The 25,439-nt window shown below is 54.3% G+C and carries 27 protein-coding genes and 2 pseudogenes; 20 read left to right on the plus strand and 9 right to left on the minus strand.

Features of this window, described 5'->3' with window-relative positions:
• Both KO498_RS18115 and KO498_RS04295 read right to left on the minus strand, forming a co-directional pair.
• A pseudogene (locus KO498_RS18115) lies at positions 1 to 179 on the minus strand (IS6 family transposase); the annotation flags it as partial.
• A 58-nt stretch (positions 180 to 237) separates the two neighbouring features.
• Entirely contained in the window at positions 238 to 1,191 is a 954-nt protein-coding gene (locus KO498_RS04295; protein WP_215958661.1) for a helix-turn-helix domain-containing protein, read from the minus strand.
• A gap of 147 nt (positions 1,192 to 1,338) precedes the next feature.
• On the opposite strand from KO498_RS04295, the gene KO498_RS04300 reads away from it, so the two are divergent.
• The 7 genes from KO498_RS04300 (at position 1,339) to KO498_RS04330 (ending at position 7,733) form a co-directional block, all read left to right on the plus strand.
• Positions 1,339 to 2,355 (plus strand): carbon-nitrogen hydrolase family protein, encoded by a 1,017-nt coding sequence (locus KO498_RS04300; RefSeq protein WP_215958662.1) that lies wholly within the window; start codon positions 1,339 to 1,341, stop codon positions 2,353 to 2,355.
• A gap of 57 nt (positions 2,356 to 2,412) precedes the next feature.
• Positions 2,413 to 3,102 (plus strand): pyridoxamine 5'-phosphate oxidase family protein, encoded by a 690-nt coding sequence (locus KO498_RS04305; RefSeq protein WP_215958663.1) that lies wholly within the window; start codon positions 2,413 to 2,415, stop codon positions 3,100 to 3,102.
• A gap of 44 nt (positions 3,103 to 3,146) precedes the next feature.
• Positions 3,147 to 4,412: an ABC transporter substrate-binding protein gene (locus KO498_RS04310; RefSeq protein ID WP_215958664.1), complete on the plus strand. Its 1,266-nt coding sequence runs from the start codon at positions 3,147 to 3,149 to the stop codon at positions 4,410 to 4,412.
• Positions 4,413 to 4,487: 75 nt separating this feature from the next.
• Entirely contained in the window at positions 4,488 to 5,357 is an 870-nt protein-coding gene (locus KO498_RS04315) for a branched-chain amino acid ABC transporter permease (protein ID WP_215958665.1), read from the plus strand.
• Position 5,358: 1 nt separating this feature from the next.
• On the plus strand, positions 5,359 to 6,312 hold the full coding sequence (locus KO498_RS04320; RefSeq protein WP_215958666.1) for a branched-chain amino acid ABC transporter permease: 954 nt from the start codon (positions 5,359 to 5,361) through the stop codon (positions 6,310 to 6,312).
• Positions 6,309 to 7,013 carry an ABC transporter ATP-binding protein gene (locus KO498_RS04325; RefSeq protein ID WP_215959396.1) on the plus strand — a complete coding sequence of 235 codons (705 nt, stop codon included), beginning with the start codon at positions 6,309 to 6,311 and terminating at the stop codon, positions 7,011 to 7,013. The genes KO498_RS04320 and KO498_RS04325 overlap by 4 nt, the downstream gene beginning before the upstream one ends.
• Positions 7,014 to 7,028: 15 nt before the next feature.
• On the plus strand, positions 7,029 to 7,733 hold the full coding sequence (locus KO498_RS04330) for an ABC transporter ATP-binding protein (RefSeq protein WP_215958667.1): 705 nt from the start codon (positions 7,029 to 7,031) through the stop codon (positions 7,731 to 7,733).
• A 287-nt stretch (positions 7,734 to 8,020) separates the two neighbouring features.
• Here KO498_RS04330 and KO498_RS04335 read toward each other — a convergent pair whose 3' ends face one another.
• Positions 8,021 to 8,632: a TetR/AcrR family transcriptional regulator gene (locus KO498_RS04335; protein ID WP_215958668.1), complete on the minus strand. Its 612-nt coding sequence runs from the start codon at positions 8,630 to 8,632 to the stop codon at positions 8,021 to 8,023.
• Positions 8,633 to 8,702: 70 nt separating this feature from the next.
• Between KO498_RS04335 and KO498_RS04340 the strand changes: the two genes are divergently transcribed.
• The 7 genes and pseudogenes from KO498_RS04340 to KO498_RS04370 all read left to right on the plus strand — a co-directional run bounded on the left by KO498_RS04340 (position 8,703) and on the right by KO498_RS04370 (position 13,926).
• Positions 8,703 to 9,236, plus strand: coding sequence for a redoxin domain-containing protein (locus KO498_RS04340; protein WP_215958669.1), 534 nt, complete (start codon positions 8,703 to 8,705; stop codon positions 9,234 to 9,236).
• Between the two features lie 28 nt (positions 9,237 to 9,264).
• The gene (locus tag KO498_RS04345; RefSeq protein WP_215958670.1) at positions 9,265 to 9,666 is read left to right on the plus strand and encodes a hypothetical protein; all 402 of its coding nucleotides are present in this window, start codon (positions 9,265 to 9,267) and stop codon (positions 9,664 to 9,666) included.
• A 52-nt stretch (positions 9,667 to 9,718) separates the two neighbouring features.
• On the plus strand, positions 9,719 to 10,168 hold the full coding sequence (locus KO498_RS04350; RefSeq protein WP_215958671.1) for a YybH family protein: 450 nt from the start codon (positions 9,719 to 9,721) through the stop codon (positions 10,166 to 10,168).
• A 102-nt stretch (positions 10,169 to 10,270) separates the two neighbouring features.
• Entirely contained in the window at positions 10,271 to 11,356 is a 1,086-nt protein-coding gene (locus KO498_RS04355) for an alkene reductase (protein ID WP_215958672.1), read from the plus strand.
• 407 nt (positions 11,357 to 11,763) lie between these two features.
• Positions 11,764 to 11,928 (plus strand): annotated as a pseudogene (locus tag KO498_RS04360) (IS481 family transposase); the annotation flags it as partial.
• A 58-nt stretch (positions 11,929 to 11,986) separates the two neighbouring features.
• Positions 11,987 to 13,369, plus strand: coding sequence for a ComF family protein (locus KO498_RS04365; protein ID WP_215958673.1), 1,383 nt, complete (start codon positions 11,987 to 11,989; stop codon positions 13,367 to 13,369).
• Positions 13,330 to 13,926, plus strand: a complete 597-nt coding sequence (locus KO498_RS04370; protein ID WP_215958674.1) for a hypothetical protein — start codon at positions 13,330 to 13,332, stop codon at positions 13,924 to 13,926. The genes KO498_RS04365 and KO498_RS04370 overlap by 40 nt, the downstream gene beginning before the upstream one ends.
• A 10-nt stretch (positions 13,927 to 13,936) precedes the next feature.
• Here KO498_RS04370 and KO498_RS04375 read toward each other — a convergent pair whose 3' ends face one another.
• Complete coding sequence (locus tag KO498_RS04375; RefSeq protein WP_215958675.1) at positions 13,937 to 15,046, minus strand: NADH:flavin oxidoreductase; 1,110 nt, start codon at positions 15,044 to 15,046, stop codon at positions 13,937 to 13,939.
• A 159-nt stretch (positions 15,047 to 15,205) separates the two neighbouring features.
• Between KO498_RS04375 and KO498_RS04380 the strand changes: the two genes are divergently transcribed.
• The 6 genes from KO498_RS04380 to KO498_RS04405 all read left to right on the plus strand — a co-directional run bounded on the left by KO498_RS04380 (position 15,206) and on the right by KO498_RS04405 (position 19,014).
• Positions 15,206 to 15,820 (plus strand): ribonuclease D, encoded by a 615-nt coding sequence (locus KO498_RS04380; RefSeq protein ID WP_215958676.1) that lies wholly within the window; start codon positions 15,206 to 15,208, stop codon positions 15,818 to 15,820.
• Between the two features lie 21 nt (positions 15,821 to 15,841).
• Complete coding sequence (lptC, locus tag KO498_RS04385) at positions 15,842 to 16,456, plus strand: LPS export ABC transporter periplasmic protein LptC (protein WP_215958677.1); 615 nt, start codon at positions 15,842 to 15,844, stop codon at positions 16,454 to 16,456.
• Between the two features lie 3 nt (positions 16,457 to 16,459).
• On the plus strand, positions 16,460 to 16,945 hold the full coding sequence (locus KO498_RS04390) for an LptA/OstA family protein (RefSeq protein WP_215958678.1): 486 nt from the start codon (positions 16,460 to 16,462) through the stop codon (positions 16,943 to 16,945).
• Positions 16,932 to 17,705 carry an LPS export ABC transporter ATP-binding protein gene (lptB, locus tag KO498_RS04395; RefSeq protein ID WP_215958679.1) on the plus strand — a complete coding sequence of 258 codons (774 nt, stop codon included), beginning with the start codon at positions 16,932 to 16,934 and terminating at the stop codon, positions 17,703 to 17,705. The genes KO498_RS04390 and lptB overlap by 14 nt, the downstream gene beginning before the upstream one ends.
• A 227-nt stretch (positions 17,706 to 17,932) precedes the next feature.
• Entirely contained in the window at positions 17,933 to 18,502 is a 570-nt protein-coding gene (hpf, locus tag KO498_RS04400) for a ribosome hibernation-promoting factor, HPF/YfiA family (RefSeq protein WP_215958680.1), read from the plus strand.
• A 47-nt stretch (positions 18,503 to 18,549) separates the two neighbouring features.
• Entirely contained in the window at positions 18,550 to 19,014 is a 465-nt protein-coding gene (locus tag KO498_RS04405) for a PTS sugar transporter subunit IIA (RefSeq protein WP_215959397.1), read from the plus strand.
• On the opposite strand, the gene KO498_RS04410 is transcribed toward KO498_RS04405, so the two are convergent.
• The 5 genes from KO498_RS04410 to galE are packed head-to-tail and all read right to left on the minus strand — an operon-like array spanning position 19,011 to position 25,411.
• On the minus strand, positions 19,011 to 20,441 hold the full coding sequence (locus KO498_RS04410) for a nodulation protein NodH (RefSeq protein WP_215958681.1): 1,431 nt from the start codon (positions 20,439 to 20,441) through the stop codon (positions 19,011 to 19,013). The genes KO498_RS04405 and KO498_RS04410 overlap by 4 nt on opposite strands.
• 3 nt (positions 20,442 to 20,444) lie before the next feature.
• A complete protein-coding gene (locus KO498_RS04415; protein ID WP_215959398.1) occupies positions 20,445 to 22,124 on the minus strand; it encodes a beta-1,6-N-acetylglucosaminyltransferase in 1,680 nt (559 codons plus the stop codon).
• A gap of 17 nt (positions 22,125 to 22,141) precedes the next feature.
• The gene (locus tag KO498_RS04420) at positions 22,142 to 23,152 is read right to left on the minus strand and encodes a glycosyltransferase family 2 protein (RefSeq protein ID WP_215958682.1); all 1,011 of its coding nucleotides are present in this window, start codon (positions 23,150 to 23,152) and stop codon (positions 22,142 to 22,144) included.
• A 50-nt stretch (positions 23,153 to 23,202) separates the two neighbouring features.
• On the minus strand, positions 23,203 to 24,438 hold the full coding sequence (locus KO498_RS04425; protein ID WP_215958683.1) for a glycosyltransferase family 4 protein: 1,236 nt from the start codon (positions 24,436 to 24,438) through the stop codon (positions 23,203 to 23,205).
• Positions 24,428 to 25,411: a UDP-glucose 4-epimerase GalE gene (gene galE, locus KO498_RS04430; RefSeq protein WP_215958684.1), complete on the minus strand. Its 984-nt coding sequence runs from the start codon at positions 25,409 to 25,411 to the stop codon at positions 24,428 to 24,430. The genes KO498_RS04425 and galE overlap by 11 nt, the downstream gene beginning before the upstream one ends.
• Positions 25,412 to 25,439 lie beyond the last annotated feature (28 nt).

The raw sequence follows: 25,439 nt of genomic DNA on the forward strand, positions 1-25,439 counted from the left end.
TCTGGCCCAAACTTGATCACCCATCGATACACGGTCGACCGATCAACGGTGATCCCGCGTTCTGCGAGCAGATCCACCACGTCCTGATAGGATAGCGGAAACCGCAAATACCAACGGACGGCGCACAAAATGATCACTGCTGGAAACCGATGACGCTTGAATGGCTGTTTACTTGGCATAATGGCCCCTTTCACAACTATAATCGCAAAATTTCGCCGGTTAATGCAACAGTCCCGCTTAGGTTAAGGCGTTGCGGTAATCGCGCGGACTTTGGCCATTGTGCGTACGAAACAGCGTTGAAAAGTTCTGCATGTTTGAAAACCCGTGACGGAATGCAATCTCGCTGATGGATTGATGGGCAAACCGACCGTCGCGCAGGTTATGGGCTACCGCCTCAAGCCGCTTTTGGCGGATGTAGGTGCTTAGCGTTACGTCTTCTTTGGCAAAAATCTCACCCAGCCGGCGCACCGACATGCTGATTTCATCAGCAACCATCTTGCGGTCAAGATCGGGATTTCCAAGGTTGTTTCGAATGAACGATTTGGCGCGCAGCAGCACGTGCTGTTCCGGCGATGAAAGTTCAACCTTGTCCCCACTCTCAGAGGCAAGGCCTGTCGCGATCAAATCAATCAACGTGTCTTGCAGCAGGTTTTGCAGCATCGGATTGGGGGTATTCACATGCTCCGAAAACGCGAGGATATTCTCGCGCACTAGTTTGCCGATCCCCGATTGTCCGTCGATGGTGCGCGCTGTCAGGCTTTCGGCATTAGGCAAACGATCCATCAATTTACTGGCAGGAAGTTGTACAACCGTCTGGCTAAAATCATCGGACAGTTTCAGGCTGTACGGGTCCGTGCTGGAATAGAGAGCCATGTCACCAGGACGCAAAAGCGCGGTTTTCCCGAACTGAGTCACCTGGGACGATTCGGCTGTTTGCAGGCTCAACAGGAAATATGCATCCGACGCAGCCCCGATGTCTCGTTTGCGCCGATCCACCGTATGGGACAGCCCCGCAACCCGCGAAATTGACAACACAGAATGACGCGCGATGTCTATCAAACCCCTGAAATGGGTTCGGTTTTCAGCATCGCACCCTAATTTCACATAGCTGTCACAGACCGATTCTTTCCAATAGGCAATGCGGTCAGCCGGGGCGACGTCGTTCGTGTCGTAGCGTGTTTGAATATCCATAAAAACTAGTCCCAAAGTTAACTAATCATCCCCAGTTTGCACCAAAACACAAGTTTTTCCGCCCTTTTTCAAAAGCACGACACCATGAAGCTGTGCAGGGTTATTGGCAGCAAGCGGAGCACAACTTGCACCAAAAGGAGGAAACCCATGTCTACGCAATTCAAAGTCGCCGCGGTTCAGGCCGCACCCTGTTTTCTGGATCTGGACGCTGGCATCGACAAAGCCATCGGCCTGATCCAAGAAGCCGCCAAGAACGGCGCGCACCTGATCGCGTTCAGCGAAACATGGCTGCCCGGTTACCCAAATCACATCTGGTTGGGCCCTGTCGCGTGGCAGATGCAGTTCGTTGGCCGCTACTTCGATAACTCCATTGAGGCGGGCAGCGAACAAGAGGCACGCCTTGCCAAAGCCTGCCGCGACAACAACATCCAGCTTTCCATGGGCTGTTCGGAACGTGCGGGCGGGTCTTTGTACATCGCCCAGTGGCACTTTGATGAAACAGGGGAGGTCGTGAACCGCCGTCGCAAGCTAAAACCAACCCATGTTGAACGCACCGTTTACGGCGAAGGCGACGGGTCTGATCTGAACGTCGTGCAGACCAAGATCGGTCGTGTCGGCCAACTGGCGTGCTGGGAACACCTTCAGCCGCTGTCCAAATACGCCATGTATGCGCAGGATGAACAGATTCACATCGCGGCTTGGCCGAACCTGCATCTTTACAAAGATATGGCCTATGCCCTTGGCCCCGTCGTCAACAATGGCGCGTCGATGCTTTATGCTGTTGAAGGATCGTGTTTCGTAGTTGCCCCCTGTTCGCTTGTCACCAAAGAAATGCAGGACATGCTGTGTGACGGCAACAAAGACATGGAAGCGATGATGCCGGTTGGCGGTGGCCACACGCGCATCTTTGCGCCCGACGGGTCAGAACTGGCGGAACATATCCCCCATGATCAAGAAGGCATCATGTACGCAGACATCGATCTGCACATGATCGGCTATGCCAAAAACGCCGCTGATCCGGCGGGACACTATGCCAAACGTGACAGCACACGCCTGCTGATCAACCGCAACAAACAGTCCGCTGTCGTCAATTTTGATGATGCGTCCGGCTGGGAAGAAGTGGTCGAACAGCGCAGCGCGGCCATCGATACAGCCGCAGAATAACCGAACCTCTGGCCTCGCAGTGTTTGCGGGGCCAGTGATGCGATCAGGGAGACGCGCATGTCAGACCAAGAACCAGCAATTTCAAATCCGGATGATTTTTACACGGATGCGCAGCGCAAACTGCAAGCCGAAAACGGCCACGACAAACTGGCACTGGCCGTTGTCGGCGCCATCGTGCGCGATGAGCTTGAAGACTATCACATCGACTACATTCAAAGCCGCGATTACTTTTTCCTGTCCACCGTAACGGCGGACGGCGAACCAACGGTCAGCTACAAAGGCGGGCCCGTGGGCTTCGTGAAACACCTAGGCGACAACACGTTGTTGTTCCCCAACTACGACGGCAACGGTATGTGGTTGTCGATGGGCAATATCGATGCGGCCAGCAAGGTCGGCATGTTGTTCATGGACTTTGAGACACCGTGGCGCATCCGTGTCCAAGGGGATGCCAAAATCTCCACAAACCCCGATCTGATGGCGCATTTCCCGGGCTGCAATATGGTCGCCCAGGTCAAAGTGACCCGCGTGTTCCAGAACTGCGCCCGCATGATCCACAAACACAAACGGGTTGAGGAAAAATCAATCTACGTGCCAGACGCGGACGGCAAACAGCCCTACCCCGCATGGAAACGGATCGAACCCCTTCAGCCTTTCTTGCACCCCGACGATCAGGGCAAGGCCGAAAAGGCCGGCGGTTTGATCAGCGAAGAAGAATACATGGGCAAAGTCATGGACGGCTCGTCGTAACGGCGCGCAGGCCCTGCCCCTAGAAATCCAACAGGAGAAAACCAATGAAACTGACAACAACCCTTTTAGCAGGGGCGGCGGCGCTATGCCTTGCCTCATTTGCAAACAGTGCTGCGGCAGACGGCCATGGCCCCAGCTGCGGACTAAACACAGGCGAGGCCGCAACAGGTGAGCCGATCAAGGTTGGCGGCATCAACGGTAACGCCCCTCCCGGTGACTTTTCAGGCGGCACAGACGCAGCTGCGGCTTATTTCGATTGCGTAAACGCCAATGGCGGCATCAACGGTCGCCCCATCGAATACATCGTTGAAAACGATCAGTGGAACCCTGAACTGGCAGGCCAAGTTGCCGCCAAACTGGTGAACGACGATGGCGTTGTCGCGCTAGTCGGGAATGGGTCCGTCGTGTCCATGGCCGTGAACGCGAACCTTTATGAAGAAGAAGACGTGATGGTCATGGCCTCGGGCTGTGCGATTTCCGAGTGCTACGAATCTTCTAACATCGTGTCCACCAACCAAGGCCCCCTGCCATCCGGCATCGGCGCGCTGACCTACGCGGTTGAAGAGCTGGGTACAAAAAACGCCGCCTGCATCGGCTTTAACATCCCCAACAACGGCGGTTGGGCTTGCGATTGGATGGAAGATTACATGTCCAGCCAAGGCCTGACAGGCACGTCCATTCTGATGGATCCAACAGCGGTCGATCTGAACTCAGTCTACCTTCAGGCTCTGTCCGAAGGCGCTGATACAATCCTGTTGATGCTTCCTGCCGGTCCAGCGATTGGCCTGCTGAAGGTCGCCGAAGAACAAGGCGGTCGCGATTTGTTCAAATGGGTCTCCCCCACACCGCTGTATGAACCCGGCGTGGCTGACGTGCTGGGCGACTACTGGAACGACAACCTCTATATCCACATCGAACTCGCGCCTTTTGACAGCGATGGAGCTGACAACCAGAACTGGGCCGCCGTTGTCGAGGCGTTCGGCCAAGACGGGGATCGCCGCGATACGTTTTCCCAGTCAGGTTATATTTCTGCCAAGTTCTTCGTAGAGGCCTTGTTGGAACTGGACACTGACAGCATTGATCGCGCCACCGTCAGCGATGCGATTCGTGCCATCAACGGTGCGGAATCCGATCTGCTCTGTGCGCCATATTATGTCGGCGATGCAGACCGTCACATGCCCAACAGCACAGGCCGCATGGTGGCTTATACAGGCAGCGCGTTCGAAGTGGTCCGCGACTGTTTCGCCATCGAGAGCAGCTACTTTGAGCCGATTCGCGCCCAAGAAGCCGCCCTCGGCATTACACAATAACCTCCCTGAACTGGTCGGCGGACGCTCTGTCCGTCGGCCACTTTTCACCGAATTTTTCATCCAAGGATGTCCGCCATGGTTTACGGCCTTTTCCTCGTCTCCGGACTCGCTGTTGGTTCGCTTTACGCCTTGGGCGGTATCGGGCTGGTAATCCTGCGCAACTCTACCGGCGTGCTCAACTTTGCCTACGGTGCGATTGCCGCGTTTAGCGCGATGTTTGCATGGCAGGTCACGGATTGGGGATTGCCGGGTGTGATCTCTTGGATATCGGCCGTCTGCATCGGCATTCTTTTGTCGGTGGCTTACGGCCGCCTGATCGCCCCGTCGCTCGCGTGGCGCGAACCTGCTGTCAAAGCCATCGCAACGCTTGGCTATATGCTAATTCTTTTGGGCTTGATCGGATTTATCTGGGAAGACGCCCTGCGCAGGATCGACCTGCCGTCTGACAAAATCGGCCTGTCTTTGCTGGGTGTGCGCGTCACCCTGACCCGCATCATCGCCTTTGTTGTCAGTATCGCAGTTGTCATCGGCATGGTGCAATACTTGCGCCGCTCCAATATGGGGCTGAACATGCGCGCCTTGGCCGACAACCGCGACCACGCCGCGTTGCTGGGCATCCCGATTGTGCGGACCGAAACCATCGCTTGGGGGATTTCCGGCGCTTTGGCAGGGTTCACGGGCCTGATCTTTGGCAGCCTTGTGCGTCTTGAACCCACTGTAATCACCTTCATGGTTATTCCCGCTGTCGCTGCGGCGATTTGCGGGCGGCTAACGTCCCTGCCGTTGACGCTGGCGGGGGGGCTTTTCATAGGTGTCGCGGAATCCATGCTGACCCTCTACAAGCCTGCCGCGCCCTTGCGCACTATGGCCCCCTTCCTGATCGCCGCCCTTGTTATCATTTGGATGCAGCGCGGCCAGAAACTCACCTTCGCGAAAGAGGTCTAGGATGCCCCGTTCTCAAATCACGCCCCTTGCCATACTGCTGATCGGGGTTCTGATCTTACCGCTGATCCTGTCGTCCCTTTGGGTCAAGGTTGTCACCTCTGCTGCGATCTTTGCCCTTGGTGCGGCGGGAATTTCGGTGCTGTTCGCACAACTTGGCCTGATCAATCTGGCGCAGATCGCGCTGATCGGGGTCGGCGGTTGGGTCGCCTTGCGGCTGAACTACGCCACGCCGCTGCCGTTCACGGTGATTGTTGTTATCGCGGGCGTGGCCACGGCCTTTGTCGGGGCAATCCTCGCATTGCCTGCATTGCGGATGCGGGGGCTGTACCTCGCACTGGTGACGCTGATGGCAGCGGGCGCGTTTCAAATCCTGTTCAACGCGTTTCAATTCCCCAACGGCGGCGAAGGGTTCTGGGGCGTCGCGCGCCAATCGGCGGCTGACATTCGCCGCCCCAGTGTGGCGCAAAGCGATGTTGGCTACCTGCGCTATACCCTTGTCATCATGGCTGCCGGATTTGGACTCGTGGCGCTGCATCGCATCACCGGACCCGGCCGTGCGTGGGCGATGATCCGTCAATCAGAGGCCAACGCCATGGCCGCTGGCATCAACGTGACGTTCTATAAAATCTGGGCCTTTGCCCTGTCGGGCCTATTGGCCGGGATTGCGGGTGCATTGCTGTCGGGCGCGCTTGGCCAGCTTGATGCGCGCAGTTTCCTCGCGTCCGAAGGGATCTTGCTATTTGCCCTAGCGGTTGTTGGCGGGGCCTATTCTTGGGTCGGCGCGATCATTGCAGGCGTTCTATATAAACTGCTGCCCGCGTTGTTGAACGACTGGGGCCTGTCCGCAGACCTCGCGCTGATCTTGTTCGGCGCTGCTCTATTGCACGCGATCATGACCGCCCCGCGCGGCATCGCGGGTCAGTTGCTGGGTGCATTGCAAAGGAAACCGTCATGATCACCATCGAAAACCTGACCGTGAAATACGGCGGCGTTGTCGCGCTGGACAGCTTAACCCTGAATATCAGCGATGACGTGGTCGGGCTGATTGGTCCCAACGGCGCAGGCAAAACTACGCTGACAAACGCCTTTTCGGGTTTTGCGCCAGTAACGGACGGAAAGGTCGTGATTGACGGGGTAAACCTGTTGCACATGGCACCGCACAAACGCGCCTGCTGGGGCCTCGCGCGGTCATTTCAGAAGGTGCAGGTCGTCGATGACATCACTGTCGCCGATCACCTGCGCACAGTGCTGACAGCCAACGGCGTGCCGCGCAGCGCACGCAATGCCCGAATGTCCGAGGTACTTGATTTCACCAACATAACCGACGAGCGCGACACCCTCGGAGCCGATCTGAACCCGTTTCAAAAGCGCATGACAGAGATCGCCAAATGCCTCATCGACCGCCCGCGGATCATCCTGCTCGATGAACCGGGTGGTGGTCTATCTGAAGGGGAAATGCAGCACTTGCGGTTCATCATCCGCGAGACAAAGTCGCGTTTTGGCGCGCAGATCATCATGGTCGACCACGACGTTGATCTGATCCGCGATGTCTGCGCGTCAACGGCAGTGCTAGATTTTGGAAAACTGATCGCCTTTGGTCCCACCGAAGACGTGCTGCGCGATGAAGCCGTCAAAGCCGCCTATCTGGGTCGCTAAGAAAGGAACATTACCATGTTAAAAGCGAGCAATCTCACCATCAAATCCAACACCCGTACTGTGATTGACGATGTGTCGCTTGAGGTCGCCGAGGGCCAGATTGTTGCCCTTCTTGGTCCCAACGGGGCCGGAAAATCCGAACTGGTGCTGTGCCTTGCCGGGGTCATGCCACTGGCGTCGGGTGCATTCGCGGTGGATGAAACCTTCCTGAACGGTAAAGGCATTCAGACCATTCGCGCAGCGGGCGTCGCAACGGTGCCCGAAGGTCATCAGGTCTTGGGTGGCCTGAGTGTGCTTGATAACCTGAAAGCCGCCGGCCACACCCTTGATCCCCGCACCCGCGCCACAGCAGTTGAAAATGCTTTTGTGATCTTCCCTGAGCTTGTCAAAATCAAAAATCAGGCGGCGGGGTCCCTGTCCGGAGGGCAACAGCAAATGGTCGCCATTGCTCAGGCTCTGGTTTCCAAGCCACGATTTTTATTGATTGACGAAATGTCGCTGGGCCTTGCGCCCGTTATTATCGACCGGTTGATTGACGTGATCCGTGACCTGCGCACCAAGGGTATTGGCATCCTGCTGATCGAACAATTCACTCAGCTTGCATTGGATGTGGCTGACTATTGTTATGTTTTGTCCCAGGGAAAACTGCGGTTTGAAGGCCACCCTGAGCAGCTCAAGAATGATCGAACCATCCTTGAGCAGGCGTATTTGGGCGTCTGAATTACGGTGACTTGAAACAAGCAGCTGTGATGGATTGCCTTAACGCCGCCAATCCGCCAATCCGCGCCCGTACATCAAACTGGGGTGAAAAAATTACGCAGCGCGCTCCAGACTGGTGTCGCAATGGCGTCAAGCCAAACAAGGTTCAACACGATTGGCGGCGCTGAAGTGGCTGGGATCATCAACAGCGGAATTGAATGTCAGAACGGCGACATCGTGCCATAGAGAATGCAAAATAGCGGTCAATGCGCGACGCAGGCTCCATCACGGCATCGCATTTTCCTAGCCTAGGCCCAAGAAAGCACCATTTGAACGCGGTCTTCCAAATCCTCGAGCAACGCTTCTGCCGACCAACCTGCACGGCTGCGGTGGACGTATCCTTGCCGTAGATCATTCAGAAGTCTGCCACGGTGAAGCGCAGGAAAATCTTGCGGCAGGTTTCCCAACTTAACTTCACGTTCGAATTTCAGTGCAAGGCGCTGATCGGTTGCTTTAATCGCGCTCTCCATGCGCTCGGCGACACCCTCGACTTCGCCAACGGTTGTTGCAACGCAGGAGGCTAAGAAGCATCCTTTTGGCCCACCCTCTTGCTGAGTTGAATATGTGACAACAGTTGTCAGAAAGTCGCGCACAGCTTTGGTGATATCGGGCTCAGCCTCATATGCGACAACAGGTGCGCATCCGTCTACATCCGCATATAGATCAATTGTTTTGAGATAGAGACCGCGTTTATCGCCAAACGTTGAATAAAGGCTCGGGCCGCTTATTCCCATGGCCGCGGTCAAATCCTTCATAGACGTGCCGTCATATCCCTTCGCCCAGAACACATTCATCGCAGCTTCAAGCGCCTCGGCTTCGACAAAGCTACGCGGACGACCAATTTTTTTTGTATCGTTCATAATAAAAGTCCTTGACGGCTACACATTGTTGTTTATGTATCGATCACTATAAAAGTCAAGGAACGATCAAATGATGCCCAAGAAACCTGAACCGGGAACGGCCTTCCCTTCTGTAATTGTCCCTCAACTGGCGGGCGACACAATGGATTTAGGTAAACCACGCGACGGTTATGATTGGAAGCTTATCGTTGTTTATCGGGGCAAGCACTGCCCGGTCTGCACGCGCTATCTCAACGAACTGGAAGAAATTGTTCCGCAGCTGAAGGAATTGCGCATCGATGTCGCAGCAGTCTCGGCGGACACCGAACAGCGCGCAGCTGATCAAATTTCTCAGGTTAACCCAAGTTTCCCCGTCGGTTACGGCCTTAGCATAAAACAGATGCAGGACCTTGGCCTCTACATCTCAAGCCCACGCCACGGAATTGATGTCGAAGCGCCCTTCGCTGAACCGGGTCTTTTTCTGGTCAACGAAGATGGCGAACTGCGCATGGTTGAAATCGCAAACGTCCCCTTCATCCGCCCTCAACTAACATCTCTGGTCGGGGGGCTCAGGTTCATGCGCGGTATGACCGAAGTGTTTCCAGCCAATGGCACATACGCCTGATCACACCGCGAATTCAAAGGAAAAACAAATGGATATGACGACAGATCACCCGCAAGCCGTGGCCGTAAAGGCGACGCTTGATGCTTTGATCAACGGTGTTTCAGGGCATGGACTTGAGGTGCTTGATAAGACCTATCACCGCGACATGCAGATCTACATGATGCAAGGCAGTGAAACGCTCGTGCGCAACGACAAACCGGGTTTCATGGCCTATATCGCCACCGTTATGGGCGACGCCGCCGGCGAACATAACGTCTGGGCGCGCTATCACCTTGTCGAGGCGAATGACGAAGAAGCCCACATTTTGATCAGCCGCAAGAATACACTAACCGGCAAAGAAGAGATCATCACACTCAGCATCGACTTTGTCTTTGAGGACGGCCGCTGGCAGATCATCCGCGAAGTCATCCTGACACCCTCACAAGAATAAACGCAGGTTTCGGCTTGAACCCCCTTTCAAGACCCAAAGAATGGAACTCAAAATGAAACTCATGACAACACTCGCGACCGCATTTCTGCTGTCGCCGCTCGCCTCTTTTGCAGATGGGCATCAAGCCGAACTCGAAGCAGAATTGCTGGCCTTCAACGACCGCTTTAACGCCTATGCAGAAGCCCATGACGTCGACGGAATTGTCTCTTTGTATGGCGAAGAGTCGCTTTGGATCGCGCCCAAAACACCCCCGGCCCCTGCTCCGGTGCTAGCGCGTCAGACTTTCTCGTTCTTGGTTGCAAACGAAGGTAGTATTTCTCACACCGTTGACCATCTCACGATATCTGATGATGGCACTCAGGCCGTGATGATCGGCGATGCCATCGTTCTGGTTGAAAAGGCAGGTTTGGACTTTACCGGCACCTATCTGTTTGTGCTCGAAAAAGAAGGCGACACCTGGGAAATCGTAGCGGACATGTTCAACCAGCACGTCGAAGAATAATTGTTCAAATCGGTGAGCGCTGGACCTGTGTTTTGTCATCAACGCATCGGTTGAGCGCGCGCCGAAAATCACAAATTCAAAAGTTTCAAATCGGGAAATCCCATGTCTATTCTTTTTGAGCCCACAAACCTTGGTCGCTACACGGTCCCAAACCGGATCATCATGGCCCCAATGAGCCGCAATCGCGCGCGCAAAGACGGCGTCGTGACAGATGTTGTCGCAGACTACTACGGTCAACGCGCCACCGCAGGTTTGATCATTTCGGAATCGATCATGGTGAATGATTGGGCCAACGGAATGTGTGCCCCTGGCCTGTACAACGCCGAACAAATAGCCGCGTGGAAAACCGTCACGGACAGGGTTCACGAAAAAGGTGGTCTGATTTTCGCGCAGCTTTGGCATGCGGGTCGCGCGGCACATGACTCTCTAATGCCAGAGGGGCGCGATTGCGCTGGACCTTCTGCGATTGGCATCAGCCGCGAGATCATGACATTTCAGGGACCGATTGCCGCAACACCGCCGCGCGCGCTGACATTGGACGAAATTTCCGAGCTGCGCACCGACTTTGCACAGGCGGCCAAGAACGCCCTAGAGGCCGGGTTTGATGGTGTCGAAATTCATGCCGCCGCCGGCTATTTGATTGACCAGTTTTTGCAAGATGGCGCCAACCAACGAGACGACATCTACGGTGGCTCGGCCGCAAACCGTTATCGGTTCCTGAATGAAATCACCGACGACGCAATTGCCATATGGGGTTCTGATCGCGTTGGCGTGCGGCTGTCGCCAAAATCCGATTTCAATGACATGCATGACAGTGACCCTGTCGCGACATTTACCCATGTGATCAGTGCCTTAAATACCCTGAACCTGGCGTATCTGCACCTCAGCGAACGCCTGCCATTTGTGCCGCCCAATCCCGAAGATGCCGTTGTCATGGACGCATTGCGCAAACATTGGGATGGCCCGTTAATTTCAAACGGTGACTTTGACGCGCAAGAAGGGGCAGCCCACATTGACGCTGGCAAGGCGACGATGATTTCCTATGGGCGGCCATTCATTTCCAATCCAGATCTCCCTGCGCGTTTCAAGGCCTCAGCGGAACTGACTGCGATGGACCCCGCGACAATCTACGGCGGCGATGCGCGCGGATACACGGATTACCCGCCTCTTGCTGAAGGTTCATTGTAACATCGCAAAACGGTGTCCAATCTCTTCGTTCACCACATCGAAGAGTAACACAAACTAACGATGGAAGGTGGCAGGTCATGATGCGGGCGGTACAAACTGACCGAACCGCGCAGGACCTGCTCCCAGATCGTCAACCTCTCCTATGCAATACCTAACGTTTTAGGTTTCTCCTATCGGAACTCAGAGACCCCCGGTTGGATAAGCTCTTTTGCAACCCCGTGACCGGAATGGATTGCGGCCTGTATCATCCCTGGAACCAAACAATCCCCGATAACTTTGACGTTTGTTTGCGACCCTGTGGCCTGAAATTCTGATGCCAAATTGTTGTTTGGCAAACGGGCCCCAACAAAGACCAATGTTCCAGCATCCCGTGATTTTTCAACCTCAACGGCATAGGAATTCAGGAAGCTCACCGTTCTGATCAGCAAGAGTTCTATCAACTTCTTAGCTACAAAGGCGACGTCGATCTGGAGGCTAAACTTGGCGAATGGGAGCGGTTCTACAACTTCGCCAGACCCCACGGCGCGCATAACGGTCAGACCCCTTACGAAGCGCTCAGAGACAAGCTACAACAACGAGGAAAGTGCCCTGAGGGTCTGTCCATTTTACAAAATGATGAGCGACAAGAGAATGTTCCGAGATCTCTGGGAAAGAACCAAGACCGTTGCCGCAACCTATACCGGCACCTTCATTGTCGTCATGTTTCTCAATCAGCTGTTGTTCTTCGGGCTTTGCCTCAACCCGATTTGCCTTGTCGCCGCCATGCCGCATGTTTTGCTTATCACTGTGGCAGTTGGCAGTTGGCTCAATAAGATAGGGAACTGGGGCAAGGGCGACGCTGACACAGCAACGCAAGGGCAGCAGGCCGATCAACCAAGCATTCCGCAAAAGATCGAAGGCGCTTTAGACGCAGTCAATGACAGCCTTGAGACGGCAAACAAACGCCTGACCTTGTTTAACATCAAGCTCGAAGCCAAAGGCGTCTACTTCGCTGAAAAATGCCTTGTTCAGTCGCGCCTTGAGGTCGCAGAAAGTAGGATGAAGCTCGGCAAACGCTTTAAGCAAGATCCTGAATTCAAGCAAATCAATGCGCGTGTAGAACGTCAGTTCCAAGATGCAGGAGAGAACAAACCTCAAGCTGAGCCAGAGCTCAAAACTGTTGCGAGATACATAGTTCCGCAAGGGTTGGAACAGCTGGGTGACAAGGCGCAAATCCTTGGCGAGCTCAATGACATCGCTTTGGCGCATTACGGATTTCTAACCGATGTTAAGCGCAAACTTGATAAGAACGCCGAGCTGACCGAAGCGTTTGAAATGCTCATGAATGAGGAACGCGCCGAGCAGATCTTTGCCTATATCATGGCAATTTCTCCGCCAGATGCGCAGCGGCATGACACCCGCAAGGAAGGCAACCAGACAGTCGCCGGTCTCTATGGGTCTCTGTCAAACGAGCTGTTCGGCAATTGGAAAGGTGGCTTTGCGTGTGACGTTCACACAGTGCACAGCCGGCATACGGGCGTTGACGCTTTCGGGCATGACACATGGGACAACACCCGAAGCAAAATCGGAGAGTTGGTTTACCAGCTGAAGTATCTAAATGAGTTCTCAATTGTTCCCGAGATCACCAAACTCATTCGCAATCACATAACTATTGAAGGGTTTGATTATATCATCCCCGTTCCCGCTTCTAAGCCCCGTGAGAGACAGCCGGTTGATGCCGTCGCGCTGGCTTTGGGTGAACAACTCGATACTCGTGTGCTCACCGGGTTTTTAGGCAACTCCGGTGAGATTGAACTCAAAACAATCACTGATCCGGCTGCACGAGAAACTGCGCTAAATGCAAACATCAAGGCGATCGGAGGCGAAGACATTTCAGGGAAGAAGGTCCTGCTACTGGACGATGTCTATAGATCCGGTGCAACATTACGCGCATGCTGTTCTGTGCTAAAAGGGGCAGAGAATGCGGGTGAAGTTTGGGTTCTGACAATGACACGAACGCGGAAAAACATATGAACACAGTCTTTCTGTCGGGGTCGCGCAAACTCTCTCGACTTAACGGAGCAATCAAAGAGCGCCTTCAAGCGATCATCGACCAGCAGCTTACTGTGATCATTGGTGATGCAAACGGAGCCGACAAGGCGATGCAGTCCTATCTGGCCCAAGTCGGCTATCCGAACGTTACCGTCTTTTTTGCGGGCGATACCTGTCGAAATGTGATCGGGCCTTGGTCAGCGGTGAGAATCTCTGTTGATTCCAAACTCAAAGGCCGCGCCATCCACACTGAAAAAGACAGGGCGATGGCCGCGAAAGCAGATTTTGCTTTGGTTCTCTGGGATAGAGAAAGCATTGGCTCTTTAACCAACGTTTGCGAGATGGTGCTTCTAAACAAAAAGGCTAAAGTCTATGTGTCTCCGGCCCAGAGCTTTGTCAGTGTAAGCAGAGCTGAAGATATCTCAGCTCTGCTAGAAGGCTGCACTCCAGAGGAGGTCAGCGGTTTTGAGGCTGCGCCGATCCTGGGTCGACACCTTCGAGCGCTGGGAATCTCAGCACAGTCAGGCTTTGATTTCTAACAGACGAAACTTACTTCAACTCCTTCAGCATTTCCTTCTCATACGCAGCCAGCTTCTCGAAGTTGCCGTCAGCAACTTGGTTTGCCCATTCGGGGTTTGCGATCAGAGCGCGGCCTACAGCAACCAAGTCAAATTCGTCTTGCTCCAACCGTGTTATCAGGTTGTCGATGCTTGCGGGCTCGGCTGCATTGAAGTTTGCGCTGCCGTCTTCAGGCAAAAAGTCGGCGTTCAAGCCAACCGACCCAACTGTAATCGCTGGCTTGCCTGTCAGTTTGCGTGTCCAGCCGGCGAGGTTTAGGTCGCTGCCTTCAAACTCCGGCTCCCAAAAGCGCCGTGTAGAGCAGTGAAAAATGTCAACACCAGCGTCACAGAGCGGGCCGAGAAAATCGCTCAGGGCTTCAGGTGTTTCACACAGTCGGGCCGTGTAATCCTGCTGTTTCCACTGCGAAAACCGAAAAATGATAGGGAAGTCTTCGCCAACTGCGGCACGACAGGCCGCGACAACTTCCAAAGCAAACTTCGAGCGTGCAGCCAGATCACCGCCATAAGAATCGTCGCGCTGGTTTGTTCCGTCCCAAAAAAACTGATCAATCAAATACCCATGCGCACCGTGCAACTCGATTGCATCAAAGCCAACGTCTTTGGCGTCTGCCGCCGCCTGAGCAAATGCTGCGACAACGTCATCAATGTCGTCTTGGGTCATCGCATGGCCAGTAACTTTACCGGGGGCAACCATGCCACTTGGGCTGTGGCCAGGTGTGTCGCCACCCGGCATAACGCCCGGGCGTCGAATTGCCCCGACGTGCCACAACTGCGGAGCAATCTTGCCGCCTTCAGCATGCACGGCATCCACAACCCGTTTCCAACCTGCCAATGCATCGTTACCAGCAAAGGCTGGCACATTGGGGTAGCCACTTGCTGCTTTATGCCCGACAAAGGTGCCTTCTGTTATGATCAGCCCAACACCACCCGCGGCACGCCGGCGATAGTAATCAACGACCAGATCATTGGGAACGTTTCCGGGAGAATACGTCCGTGTCATCGGCGCCATAACAATACGGTTTTTTAGGTTCAACTTGCCAAGCTCGGCGGGGCGAAAAAGAGTATCAACATTGCTCATGGCATAGTCCTTCAAGATGCGTTGTTTTGTGGTGAGCCTAACAAGCCCACAAAGCAGCGCAATTGTTCCGCTGGGTTACAACACAGGCAACGCTTGCTTGATCTTGAGACGCAAGGCGGTATTACAGTCGTAACAACACATCCGCACAAGGGCGCTCGAATGACAAACCATCTCTACAAAAACGATCTGCCCGACGGGCTAGACCTAGGGCCAATCGTGGCGATCGACTGTGAAACAATGGGCCTGCATCCGCACCGCGACAGGCTTTGTGTTGTGCAGCTGTCGTCGGGTGACGGCAACGCACACCTTGTGCAAGTCGAGAAAGGCCAGACATCAGCGCCAAACCTTTGCGCCATGCTGACAAATCCGGATGTGCTCAAACTGTTTCACTTCGGGCGCTTTGACATCGCGGTTTTGCAGCACACATTCGGTGCGCTCACCGCTCCTGTCTACTGCACCAAAATTGCCAGCCGCCTTATCCGCACATACACCGACAGGCACGGGCTGAAAAACCTGCTGCAAGAGCTGTTGTCAAAGGACATTTCCAAGCAACAGCAAAGCTCCGACTGGGGCGCTGACACCCTCAGCAAAGCACAGATCGAATATGCCGCCTCCGACGTGCTCTATCTGCACGAGCTTCGCGAAAAGCTGGAAGTGATGCTTGCCAGAGAAGGCCGTGACGAGTTGGCGCAAGCGTGTTTCCGCTTCTTGCCAACCCGCGCTGTCCTTGATCTGGAAGGTTGGCCAGAAACCGATATCTTCGCGCATTCGTAACGCCGCAAATCAAGGGCAACCATGCAAAGCACTATCGACAGGCATACGCGCATCGTCGCTTGGGCGAAAATCATCCTGCCGATCATTGCGCTGGGCCTGTTGTCTACTCTGTTTTTGCTGTCCAAAAGCACTGATCCGATCTCGTCGATCCCGTTTTCGGAAGCCGACATTGAAGAGCGCACACGCAATCAGCAAATCTCGTCTCCCGAAGTGTTCGGTGTTACTTCGCGCGGTGACTTGGTCTCGCTCAACGCGGCATTTGCCAAGCAAAGCGATGAAAACAGCGATATCACCATCGCCGAGCAAGTTAAGACAAGTATCAAACTGGTGTCTGGCGCTGACGTGAATATGCAAGCAGGCGTCGCTCAGTATGACGCGAAAGGCGGCCGCATTCGTTTGTCTTCGGCAGTTTTCGCGACAACAACTAGCGGCTTTTCTTTCGAGGCGTCCGGCCTTGATATCAATATGCTCAACCTGTCGGTCATTTCTGATGGGCCAGTCACGGGCCGGGGGCCAGCATCATCCCTTACAGCCGGACAAATGACTATCGAAGTGCCCGAAGGTGAAAAAGATGCTCATCTTCTTTTCTCAAATGGTGTTAAGCTGATATACACACCTCACAAACCCGAGGATTAACATTTGAACCGCCTTAAAGCCCTTTTGATCATAGCCTTTTTCACTCTGCCCCTTTCGGCTTCCGCACAGGGTGCAAGCATTGCCTTTGGCAACGTCAAGCAAGACACCTCCGGCCCGGTTGAGGTTGCGGCTGACAATATGTCGATCAATCAAAACACTGGCTCCGCAACACTTACCGGCAATGTGCTTGTCGGGCAGGGGGCTATGCGCCTTTCTGCAAATGTTGTGAACGTGGTCTATAACGCCGACCGCTCGCAAATCAGCGAGCTAAAAGCTTCCGGTAAAGTCACGCTTGTCAGCGGGCAAGACGCCGCTGAAGCCGCGAGTGCGACTTACAACATTAACACCGGCATCATCACGCTATCAGGCAATGTATTGCTCGTGCAGGGTGCAACCGCCATAACTGCCGACAAGATGCGTGTAGATACAAAATCAGGCACGGCCCGTATGGAAGGCCGCGTAAAGACGGTGCTCAATGTCAAACAGTAAAGATCAGTCGCCCAACTTGTCAGTCGCTGACGGCCATCAAGGCCTTGAAGTGAAGAACCTGCGCAAAAGTTACAAGCGCCGTCCGGTTATCCGTGATGTGTCCCTGTCGCTTAAGCGCGGTGAGGTTGTTGCACTTTTAGGGCCAAACGGCTCTGGCAAAACAACGACCTTCTATTCTGTCGCTGGCCTTGTTCAGGCCGAAAGCGGTTCTGTGCTCATTGACGGTCGCGACGCCACTGACTTGCCGATGTATCGCAGGGCGCAACTTGGTATCGGTTACCTCCCGCAGGAGATGTCGATCTTTCGAGGCATGTCGGTAGAAGACAACATTGCCGCTGTGCTTGAAATTTCTGAACGCGACAGACGCAAGCGGCGTAAAAAGCTTGAATCACTGCTGTCGGAGTTTTCAATCGAACATCTGCGCCGGGCGCCCGCTATGGCCTTGTCCGGCGGCGAGCGGCGGCGCGTCGAGATAGCCCGTTGTCTGGCGGCCGACCCGGCATATTTGCTGCTTGATGAGCCTTTCGCCGGTGTTGATCCGATCTCGGTTGGCGACATTCGTTCGCTGGTTGCTGATCTTAAAAAGCGTGGGCTCGGTGTGCTGATCACCGATCACAATGTGCGCGAAACGCTCGAAATTGTTGATCGTGCCTACATCTTGCATGATGGCACAGTGCTTATGTCAGGCGCGCCCGAAGAGGTCGTGCAAAACGAGAACGTGCGCCGTGTTTACCTTGGCGACAGTTTCCGCATCTCCTAGCGCCTTAACCTGTCTTTAACTTTGTTTATGTTGACAAACCCCTGCTGTCTGGCCTCAAATGAGGTATGACAACTCGACACTTCGTCAGGGCGAACAGAACTGCCAGCCTTTTGGGCCACGGCCTAAGACAAGCTAGAGAAATGTCATTTCCCAGCACGAAACAGGCTTAAAATATGGGGTTCACCATGTTTACGCAGGATTCGTGACATCAAAAAACAGGAGAAAAGATGCGCTACCAAATCAGTGGAAAGCAAATCGACATTGGGTCGGCCCTTCAACAGCATGTTCAAGATGATCTCGGAGCAGCAGTGGCAAAATATGCCGAGCGACCGACTGATGCGAATGTGGTTTTTTCAAAGAGCGGTCACGAGTTTATCTGCGAAGCCACTGTGCATCTGTCAACTGGCCTTACTGCGTCTGCCAAGGCACATGCCAACGAAATTTATGCGGCTTTCGACAATTGCAGTGAGAAAATGGAGAAGCAACTTCGCCGCTACAAGCGCCGCCTGAAAGACCACCACAAAGAGCGCGCCGAACCGGTTGAACTTTCTGGCGGGGCCTCGTATATCCTCGCTTCAGAACACCAAGATGAGGATTCGGAACCCGAGACCCTGCAACCAATGATCATCGCTGAGATGGAAGCCAAAATTCCTTCCTTGTCTGTCGGTGAAGCGGTCATGCAGATGGAACTCGCAGGTTCGTCGGTTCTTGTCTTCCGTAATGAGGGAAAGAACGGGCTCAATGTTGTATATCGCCGCGATGACGGCAATATCGGCTGGATAGACCCGACAAGTTAACAGGCACGTCCTTTCATAGGACAAACGCCTTGGAGCAGTTTGCAACCATGGAAATGTCCGCAATTCTCAAGCCTGAAGCGGTGCGAGTAATCTCTTCCGCTTCAAGCAAAAAGCGCCTTCTTCAGGAGCTCGCCGACACGGCGGCGTCTGTTTACGGTATTGATGCCGGATCAGCCGTGATTGCCTTGCAAGAGCGCGAAAACCTTGGCCCGACAGGTGTTGGCAAGGGCGTTGCTCTTCCACATGCGCGTGTTGCCGGTCTCAACGAGGTCGTGGGTGTGTTTGTGTCGCTCGAAAAACCGATCGACTTCAGTTCTGTTGACAAACAGCCGGTCGATTTGGCCTTTGCGCTCTTTGCTCCGAGTGATGCAGGGGTTGAACACCTCAAGGCGTTGGCGCGGGTGTCACGCGCGCTGCGTGACGCTGATCGCTGCACCAAACTGCGCTCCAACAAACTGCCGTCAACGCTTTACACAATCATCACGGAAGAGGCCACGCTGAACGCAGCCTAGGCCTGTTTCCAGCGGCTAAACCCGAATACGAGATAGTCGCGCTGGTAAGCCGTCGCGACACGCGCCTCAACTTCATCGTCATAGATATCTTCTAACGTAAACGGTGTGTCTGCTTCTGGAGTGGGCAGACTCACCTCTGTTTGCGCACCGGCTTGCAGCGCGAGTGCAGGCAAATAGGCCTCTAGTTCATCTTCGCGCAGAACAAAGTCGGGCAAAGCGAAGTTTCCCATACCTTGCAAAATGCCAGCTTGAGTGCCCCACGATGCGTCAGATCGCACCGCAGTTTGGCCCGCGACATTGGCTTTGACAAAGTCCAGAAACGCCAAAAAGGCCTCGCGGTGTTGCTCGACTGTCCAACTGTCGTCCGGGGTGTCCTGCGGAATGGGCAGTTTGTGAACTCGCTTCAGCGTGCGTCTGATTTCAGAAAAACACGCAGGGCCTTTGTTCAGGATCCGCTCACAAAAGGCGTGGTGCGCACGTGGGGCGGGGTGCCTGAGCACACTAAAACTACGGTGCCCCGGGTGTTTGCGCATCCATTGTCGCAAGCTTTTTTGAGTGAACTCACCGATCAGCTCGTCGGTGCTCACCCCGTCAAGGCCAGCCATCCATTGTCGCACTTCCTGCTCAGGGGCTGAGCGCACCGGCAAGAACAACAGCGGCGTCTTTGCACAGGCAGTATAACTCGGCACGGCAGCGCCGCGCCGTGGCTCGAAGTTGGGCGTGCGCGTCAGATCAAAGCGATCGATCTTGGCCAGAGCGTTCTGCATATCTTCGAAGTTTTCAACTTTTTCTGACAGCGGTTCGGGGTTCTGACGTTTGAGGTTTTTGTCGAGTCTTTCAAGCCGGGCGTCTTGCTGCAAAAACATTGCCAGCCCGTTGGTCACGTCAACATCCTGAAGGTCTTCATAGGCCACATAAAACGCAGTCTGGCCTGTGGTTTGCAACGCTTTCATCAGCCGTAGCTGAAATGACTGCAACTGCTCCAAATGGGCGTCAAATTCACGTGCATCAAAAACCGCGCGCGCGTCTTTGCGTTTCTTGACGTTGGTCAGCTTCCACTGGCCGGTTTCCTTTGCGATCTTCCAGCTAACGTAGCTTTCAGCAGGGTTGCGCGTCAGAATAATCTTTGCGCAACGCTCGTCGCCGAGTATCTCGTTCAAAATCCGCGGCTCATGATCATGAAAAAACCGAAAGCCGGCCATGCCCTCGGTATTCTTGATCGCTGTGATCAGAACACGAGGGTCTGCATTGCGCGCATCTTCACTGACTCCGAGGCAGTCGTCTCGGTTCGGATAGCCGATAAAATGCGGATTGAACGCCTCGCCCAAACAGCTCACCCCATCTAGAGCATTCAGGTTGGCTTCAAGAAAGTTGGAGCCTGTGCGCATTTCTGCAAAGACAACGAAATAGTCAAACCGATCACTCATAGCTTACCTTACCAAATAGGGCTTGGAGGAGGGTTTCTGCAAACCAACAGGGTTCCCGACAACAGGGAAGTCACCCATCAGGTACGGGTGCATCCCTTGGTTTTTCAGGTTCTGCAAGAACTGCCCAAACCCCGTCAAGTCGTTCATCTTAGGTGCCTCCGTCAAGCGACGCAGGCTCTTGAAGCCGATCTCATCAATGATGGTTTGCATATGTTCCATCGGGTTTTCGATAAAGTCTGCCATTGTCCAAATGCGAATACGAGCTTTTGAGTAGGGCGAGCGCAGAACATCCAAAAACTCGCTTTCAAGCTTTTGCATTTCGGCAGCCTGTGCGCGCAACTCGCTGAAGTTCTTGTTTGACCGAAAAAGCGGCACCGCCCATGCGCCACTGATAACAGAAATTTGCGCATTGGGATCACGACTGAAAAACCAGTTCATTTTGTCACTGTCCGCGGGCCCGTGCTGAAAGCACTGCCGTTCGCCTCGGGTGTTCCAGATCAGGCTGGTTAGAAATGCCGTCGGATTGTAGTCACGAATCTCGGCGCTGTTGCTTAGTGCACCATTGATAACAGTCTGCTCACCCGAATAGTGCACGCGGTCTGGAGCAAACAAGTGCCCGTGAACACGCGTGCCTGTGGCCTTGGCGAACCAAGGCTCAAAGTCTTCGAACAAATCCGAGAAGCCTTGCAAGACAGAATACTGCCCCGAGGTTGTGCCGTTTTCCCAGCCATCATTGGGAAAGCGCGAGTGCATGTAGAGCCCCGGTCTCCCACGCGTCCGCCGGTCAACCGCCTTGGCAAATATCCGGTCGATCTTGCCTGGATTCGGCTCGGTTCGGCTGTTCTGAGTTTCACTTTTTGACAGGAACACCTCATACAACCGGCTTGCGTGCGGCCAGATTTTGCGTGCAACAAAACAATCGGAGCGGCGCAAAAGCTGCAAGTGATCATCATAGAAAATATGCGGCTTTCCCTGAAAGTCGAACTTTGACAGCGTCAGGGAACGGCTTTCGATCTGTTGGCTGCGTTGCCGTGCGAGCGTTTGGAAATAGCTCTCGTCAGGGATCCAGACCTGCTTGAAAAACGTGTCATACTGATTGCGGTCAGGGTCTTCCAAAATGGCCGACAGGGTTTGCCGCGTCAAACACCACCACTGGCTGCCCATATGCGGGATGATGCCATTGGGCATTTTGCGTTTGAGGCGCAACAGCCGCTGGAGAGCAACATACTTGTCGAACATCTTGCGGTTTCTCTTCCAACTAAAAGGGAAACGCAGGGTAAAGCGTTCGGCATCAAGGCCGCCAACCGTCCAGGGAACATCGGCAGTTGTGGCGCTTTCAATAAAGTCGGTGTTGGGCCTGTCAGCGAGGTAATCCACCAGCTCTTCAACAGGTCGCAGCGGCAAACATGAGCCGCTCGAAAGGTAGACGTGTCGCACATCGGAGTATTCCGACAGCATCATCTCACTGGCCTCTTGTGTGGCTGCGACAATGCCCCAAGTGCCCCACTCACAGCGGTGCCGTTTGGTGAAGGAGACATTGTTCAAATCAGCAAGTGCTGTTCGAAAACTGTTGTAGGTGCTCTTCTCCACGACTTTGTCGATGTGGATAACAACCGGACAGCCAGCGGCGTTCCAATGGCGAACAATTTGCTCGGCGCGGCCAAAAGCCGTATGCACCAGCATGATGACGCCAACACCACTCACGCCCAGTTCCCCTTCGACATCAGACCAAGAATTTCCAACTGCCGCCAGTTGATATATTTCTCGCTCCATTTGCACCAGAGATCAGGGTTGTCTTTCAGGTTCTCGGCATAGGCCTTGTATTCGACACTGGCTGCATAGTGCTGTTTGCGGTTCAGCTCTTCAGCGGCTTTAACCGTGAAGGTGTCAAGAAACTTGGTATGCAACAAAACGCCGCTGGCCTTCTCGCCGCCCCACTCGTCGTAGACAAGGTTAAGCCCGCGCGGAAGCAGCATATGTGTAGAGCTGACGTAAGTGTATTTCCGGTCCCACTTCACCAGCGGGATCTTGTTAAGCGCCGGCGCTTTCTCGGGAGTGTCCTTAAAAAACATGCGCGCACGCGGGCCGCCCTGTATCCACAAGTTGCCGAACTTTTTGTTCTTGTTGATCATGTAATTGCCGGCATCAAACCACGAGGTGATCTCAAGCGGGTTTTGCCCCTCGCGGTAGGGCTGCTCGTCAATCCGGCCTTTAGGATACATATCCAACAGCATGGCGCTGAAGCTCTTGATCGAGCTCGCATCGAGCCAGTCAGTCAGCGCGCGAATAGGGCGCGTGTCGCAGAACGGGTAAACAAGGAACTCGTCCGGATCAACCACCAATGCCCAGTGCCCATGCGCGTGCTTCATCTGTAGCCAGTTCAGCCAGTCAACACCAAACCGCGAGCGTTTATAGCTGCTGCGCGTGTGCCAAACCGACACATCGGATTGCTCCATCAGGTATTCAAGCGAGCCATCGTCGCTGTCATTGTCGACAATGAAGAAGTGATCAACGCCCAGGTCGCGATAATATTTGAGGAAGTAGGGCAGCCGCACCCGCTCGTTGCGCAGGGTTGAAAACACCAGAATGTCGTCATGCCTGATGTTGGCTGTGTTGTTTGTCATAGGGTTCAGTTCACGGCGCTTGCGAAACGCCCTGATGCGCCAGCGCCGACGCTGCACTCTTAACCGATATGATTGCACAAAGCCCAATCAACAAACCCCAATTCAACGCCCAAAAACAGCTTACCCGGACATCATACTCATATCTCGCTTAATACGAGGTTGAAATGCGCAGCCCAAGTTGGCGCTTTGAAAGGCTTGCTGCTCGCCTCGCGCCCTGTTTGTTTGCTTTCGGACAAAGCCATTATTCTTCTAATCCAAAGATAACTGTCATTTACGCTTGCGTAAACGGGAATATCCTTAAGTACTTCCCTGTAAACGGGAAGTTCGGGGCAGATCACAGGCACACCCTTTGCCGCGGCCTCCATAACCGGCAGACCATACCCCTCAACAAGGCTAGGAAACAGCACACCAGCAGCGCCTTCAAGCAACGCCGCAATCGCCTCGTCGCTCAAGCCTCCAAGCTCATGCACAGACACGCCTTTGAGCCGCGAATTGTCGAACTTGAAGAAAAACTCTTCGTTCATCCAGCCGCGGCGCCCGCAGAATAGCAGTTCCGGCATGTCTTGCGGCGGTGTTTGCTTTTCCAGGCGCTCCCAGATTTTGAGTAACATTGAGTGGTTCTTGCGCGGTTCAAGCGTGCCGACGCAAACAAAATAGGGTTGCATAGGTGGCATACCCTTAGGCAGTTGGCTTGCATCAGGCACCGGCAGATCAACACCGAGGTGCGCCACTACGCTCTTGGGTGTTCGGGCGTATTCCGCAAAATAGCTCTCTGTTGTGGCGCGTGTTGCTGCCGAATTATAGATCACCAGATCAGCAGTCGCACTCACCCGCTTCAGAAAATCACGAAAGCGCTCAACTGCCTCGGGGGTTTGATATGACGCATGATCAAGCGGGATCGTGTCATGCACAAAAACAGCGATCCGCGCGCCGTCAATGGCCCGAACGCCGTGCACAACGGCATCACTATAGTTGCTATGTCCGGTGTTCAGGTAGGTTGTTCGTGTGGGCAAATGCGCCTTTAGCATGGTCGCAAGCCTGCGCCTTGTGCAGCGCGCTTTCGCAAGCTTGCGAGCATCTGCCAAAGCGCCGAGGTGCCGCGCATCTAGCCTTGAAGCAAGGCGCATCACCTTTGCCGCGCGGCCCCAAGAGATTTTGCCATCAAACCTCTCGCTCAACTGGCGCAAGCCAGCCTCATCTAACAGCAAAAACCCCAGAGGAGTTTTGATCAAACCCCAAAGCGGCACATCGTCTTGCATTAGTGCGTCAAGGTAGGCCCGTTCAACGCGGTCAACACCGGTCACTGTGCGCCCGGCTCGGCTGATCAATCGAGTCAGATCAAGCAGGCGGGCAGGGTGCGCATCACTTGTCATAATGCCCCGTTTGGTGCCATTTCCAAGCATCAGCAACCATGTTCTCAAGGTTCGAGCGTTGCGGGTTCCAACCGAGTTCGGCTTCGGCACGGGTCGAACCGGAGACCAGCTTGGTGCAGTCACCCGCACGGCGCGGCCCTTCTTCACAAGGCACTGGCTTGCCTGTCACCGAGGCGGCTTTGCTCATCACTTCACGCACCGAAAAGCCCTCGCCTGTTCCAAGGTTAAACACGCGGCTGCCCTTCTCGTCTTTAAGCCACTTCACACCCAGAATATGCGCATCCACCAGATCGCAAACATGCACATAATCTCTGATGCAAGTGCCGTCTGGCGTATCGTAGTCTGTTCCAAAAACCGTCAGCGCTGCGCGTTTGCCCGCAACTGCGTCAAGGATCAATGGGATAAGATGAGTCTCGGGCTGGTGGAATTCACCAACTTCAGCTTCAGGATCACAGCCCGCTACATTGAAGTAACGAAAGATCACAGACTGCATACCATCACTGGCTTCAAAATCGCGCAGCATGTCTTCAATCGCGCGCTTGCTGGCGCCGTAAGCGTTGATCGGCAGCTGCACGGAGTTTTCGTCAAGCACGACATTGTCTTGGTCGCCATAAGTTGCGCAGGTTGAGCTAAAAACAAACCTCTTGCAGCCGGCACTTGCTGCCGCTTCGATAAGGTTCAGTGAGCCTTCAACATTGTTGCGCCAGTATTTTCCGGGCTTCTGCATGCTTTCGCCAACCTGGCTCAACGCGGCAAAATGCATCACGGCGACAGGCCTGTGCTTTGCAAACACCTCATCAAGACGCCCGCGATCAAGCAGGTCACCTTCCTCAAAAGGGCCAAACTTAACCGCGTCTTTCCAGCCGGTTACCAGGTTGTCAAAAGTGATAGGGTTAAAGCCCGCAGTCTTTAGCGCCTTACAAGCATGCGAGCCGATGTAGCCCGCTCCGCCAGTGACCAATATGTTTTCCAAGCTGCACCTCTGATGGGTTCTTGTCCGC

It is taken from the genome of Lentibacter algarum (genome assembly GCF_018860975.1).
In the GTDB taxonomy this organism is placed as follows: domain Bacteria; phylum Pseudomonadota; class Alphaproteobacteria; order Rhodobacterales; family Rhodobacteraceae; genus Lentibacter; species Lentibacter algarum_A.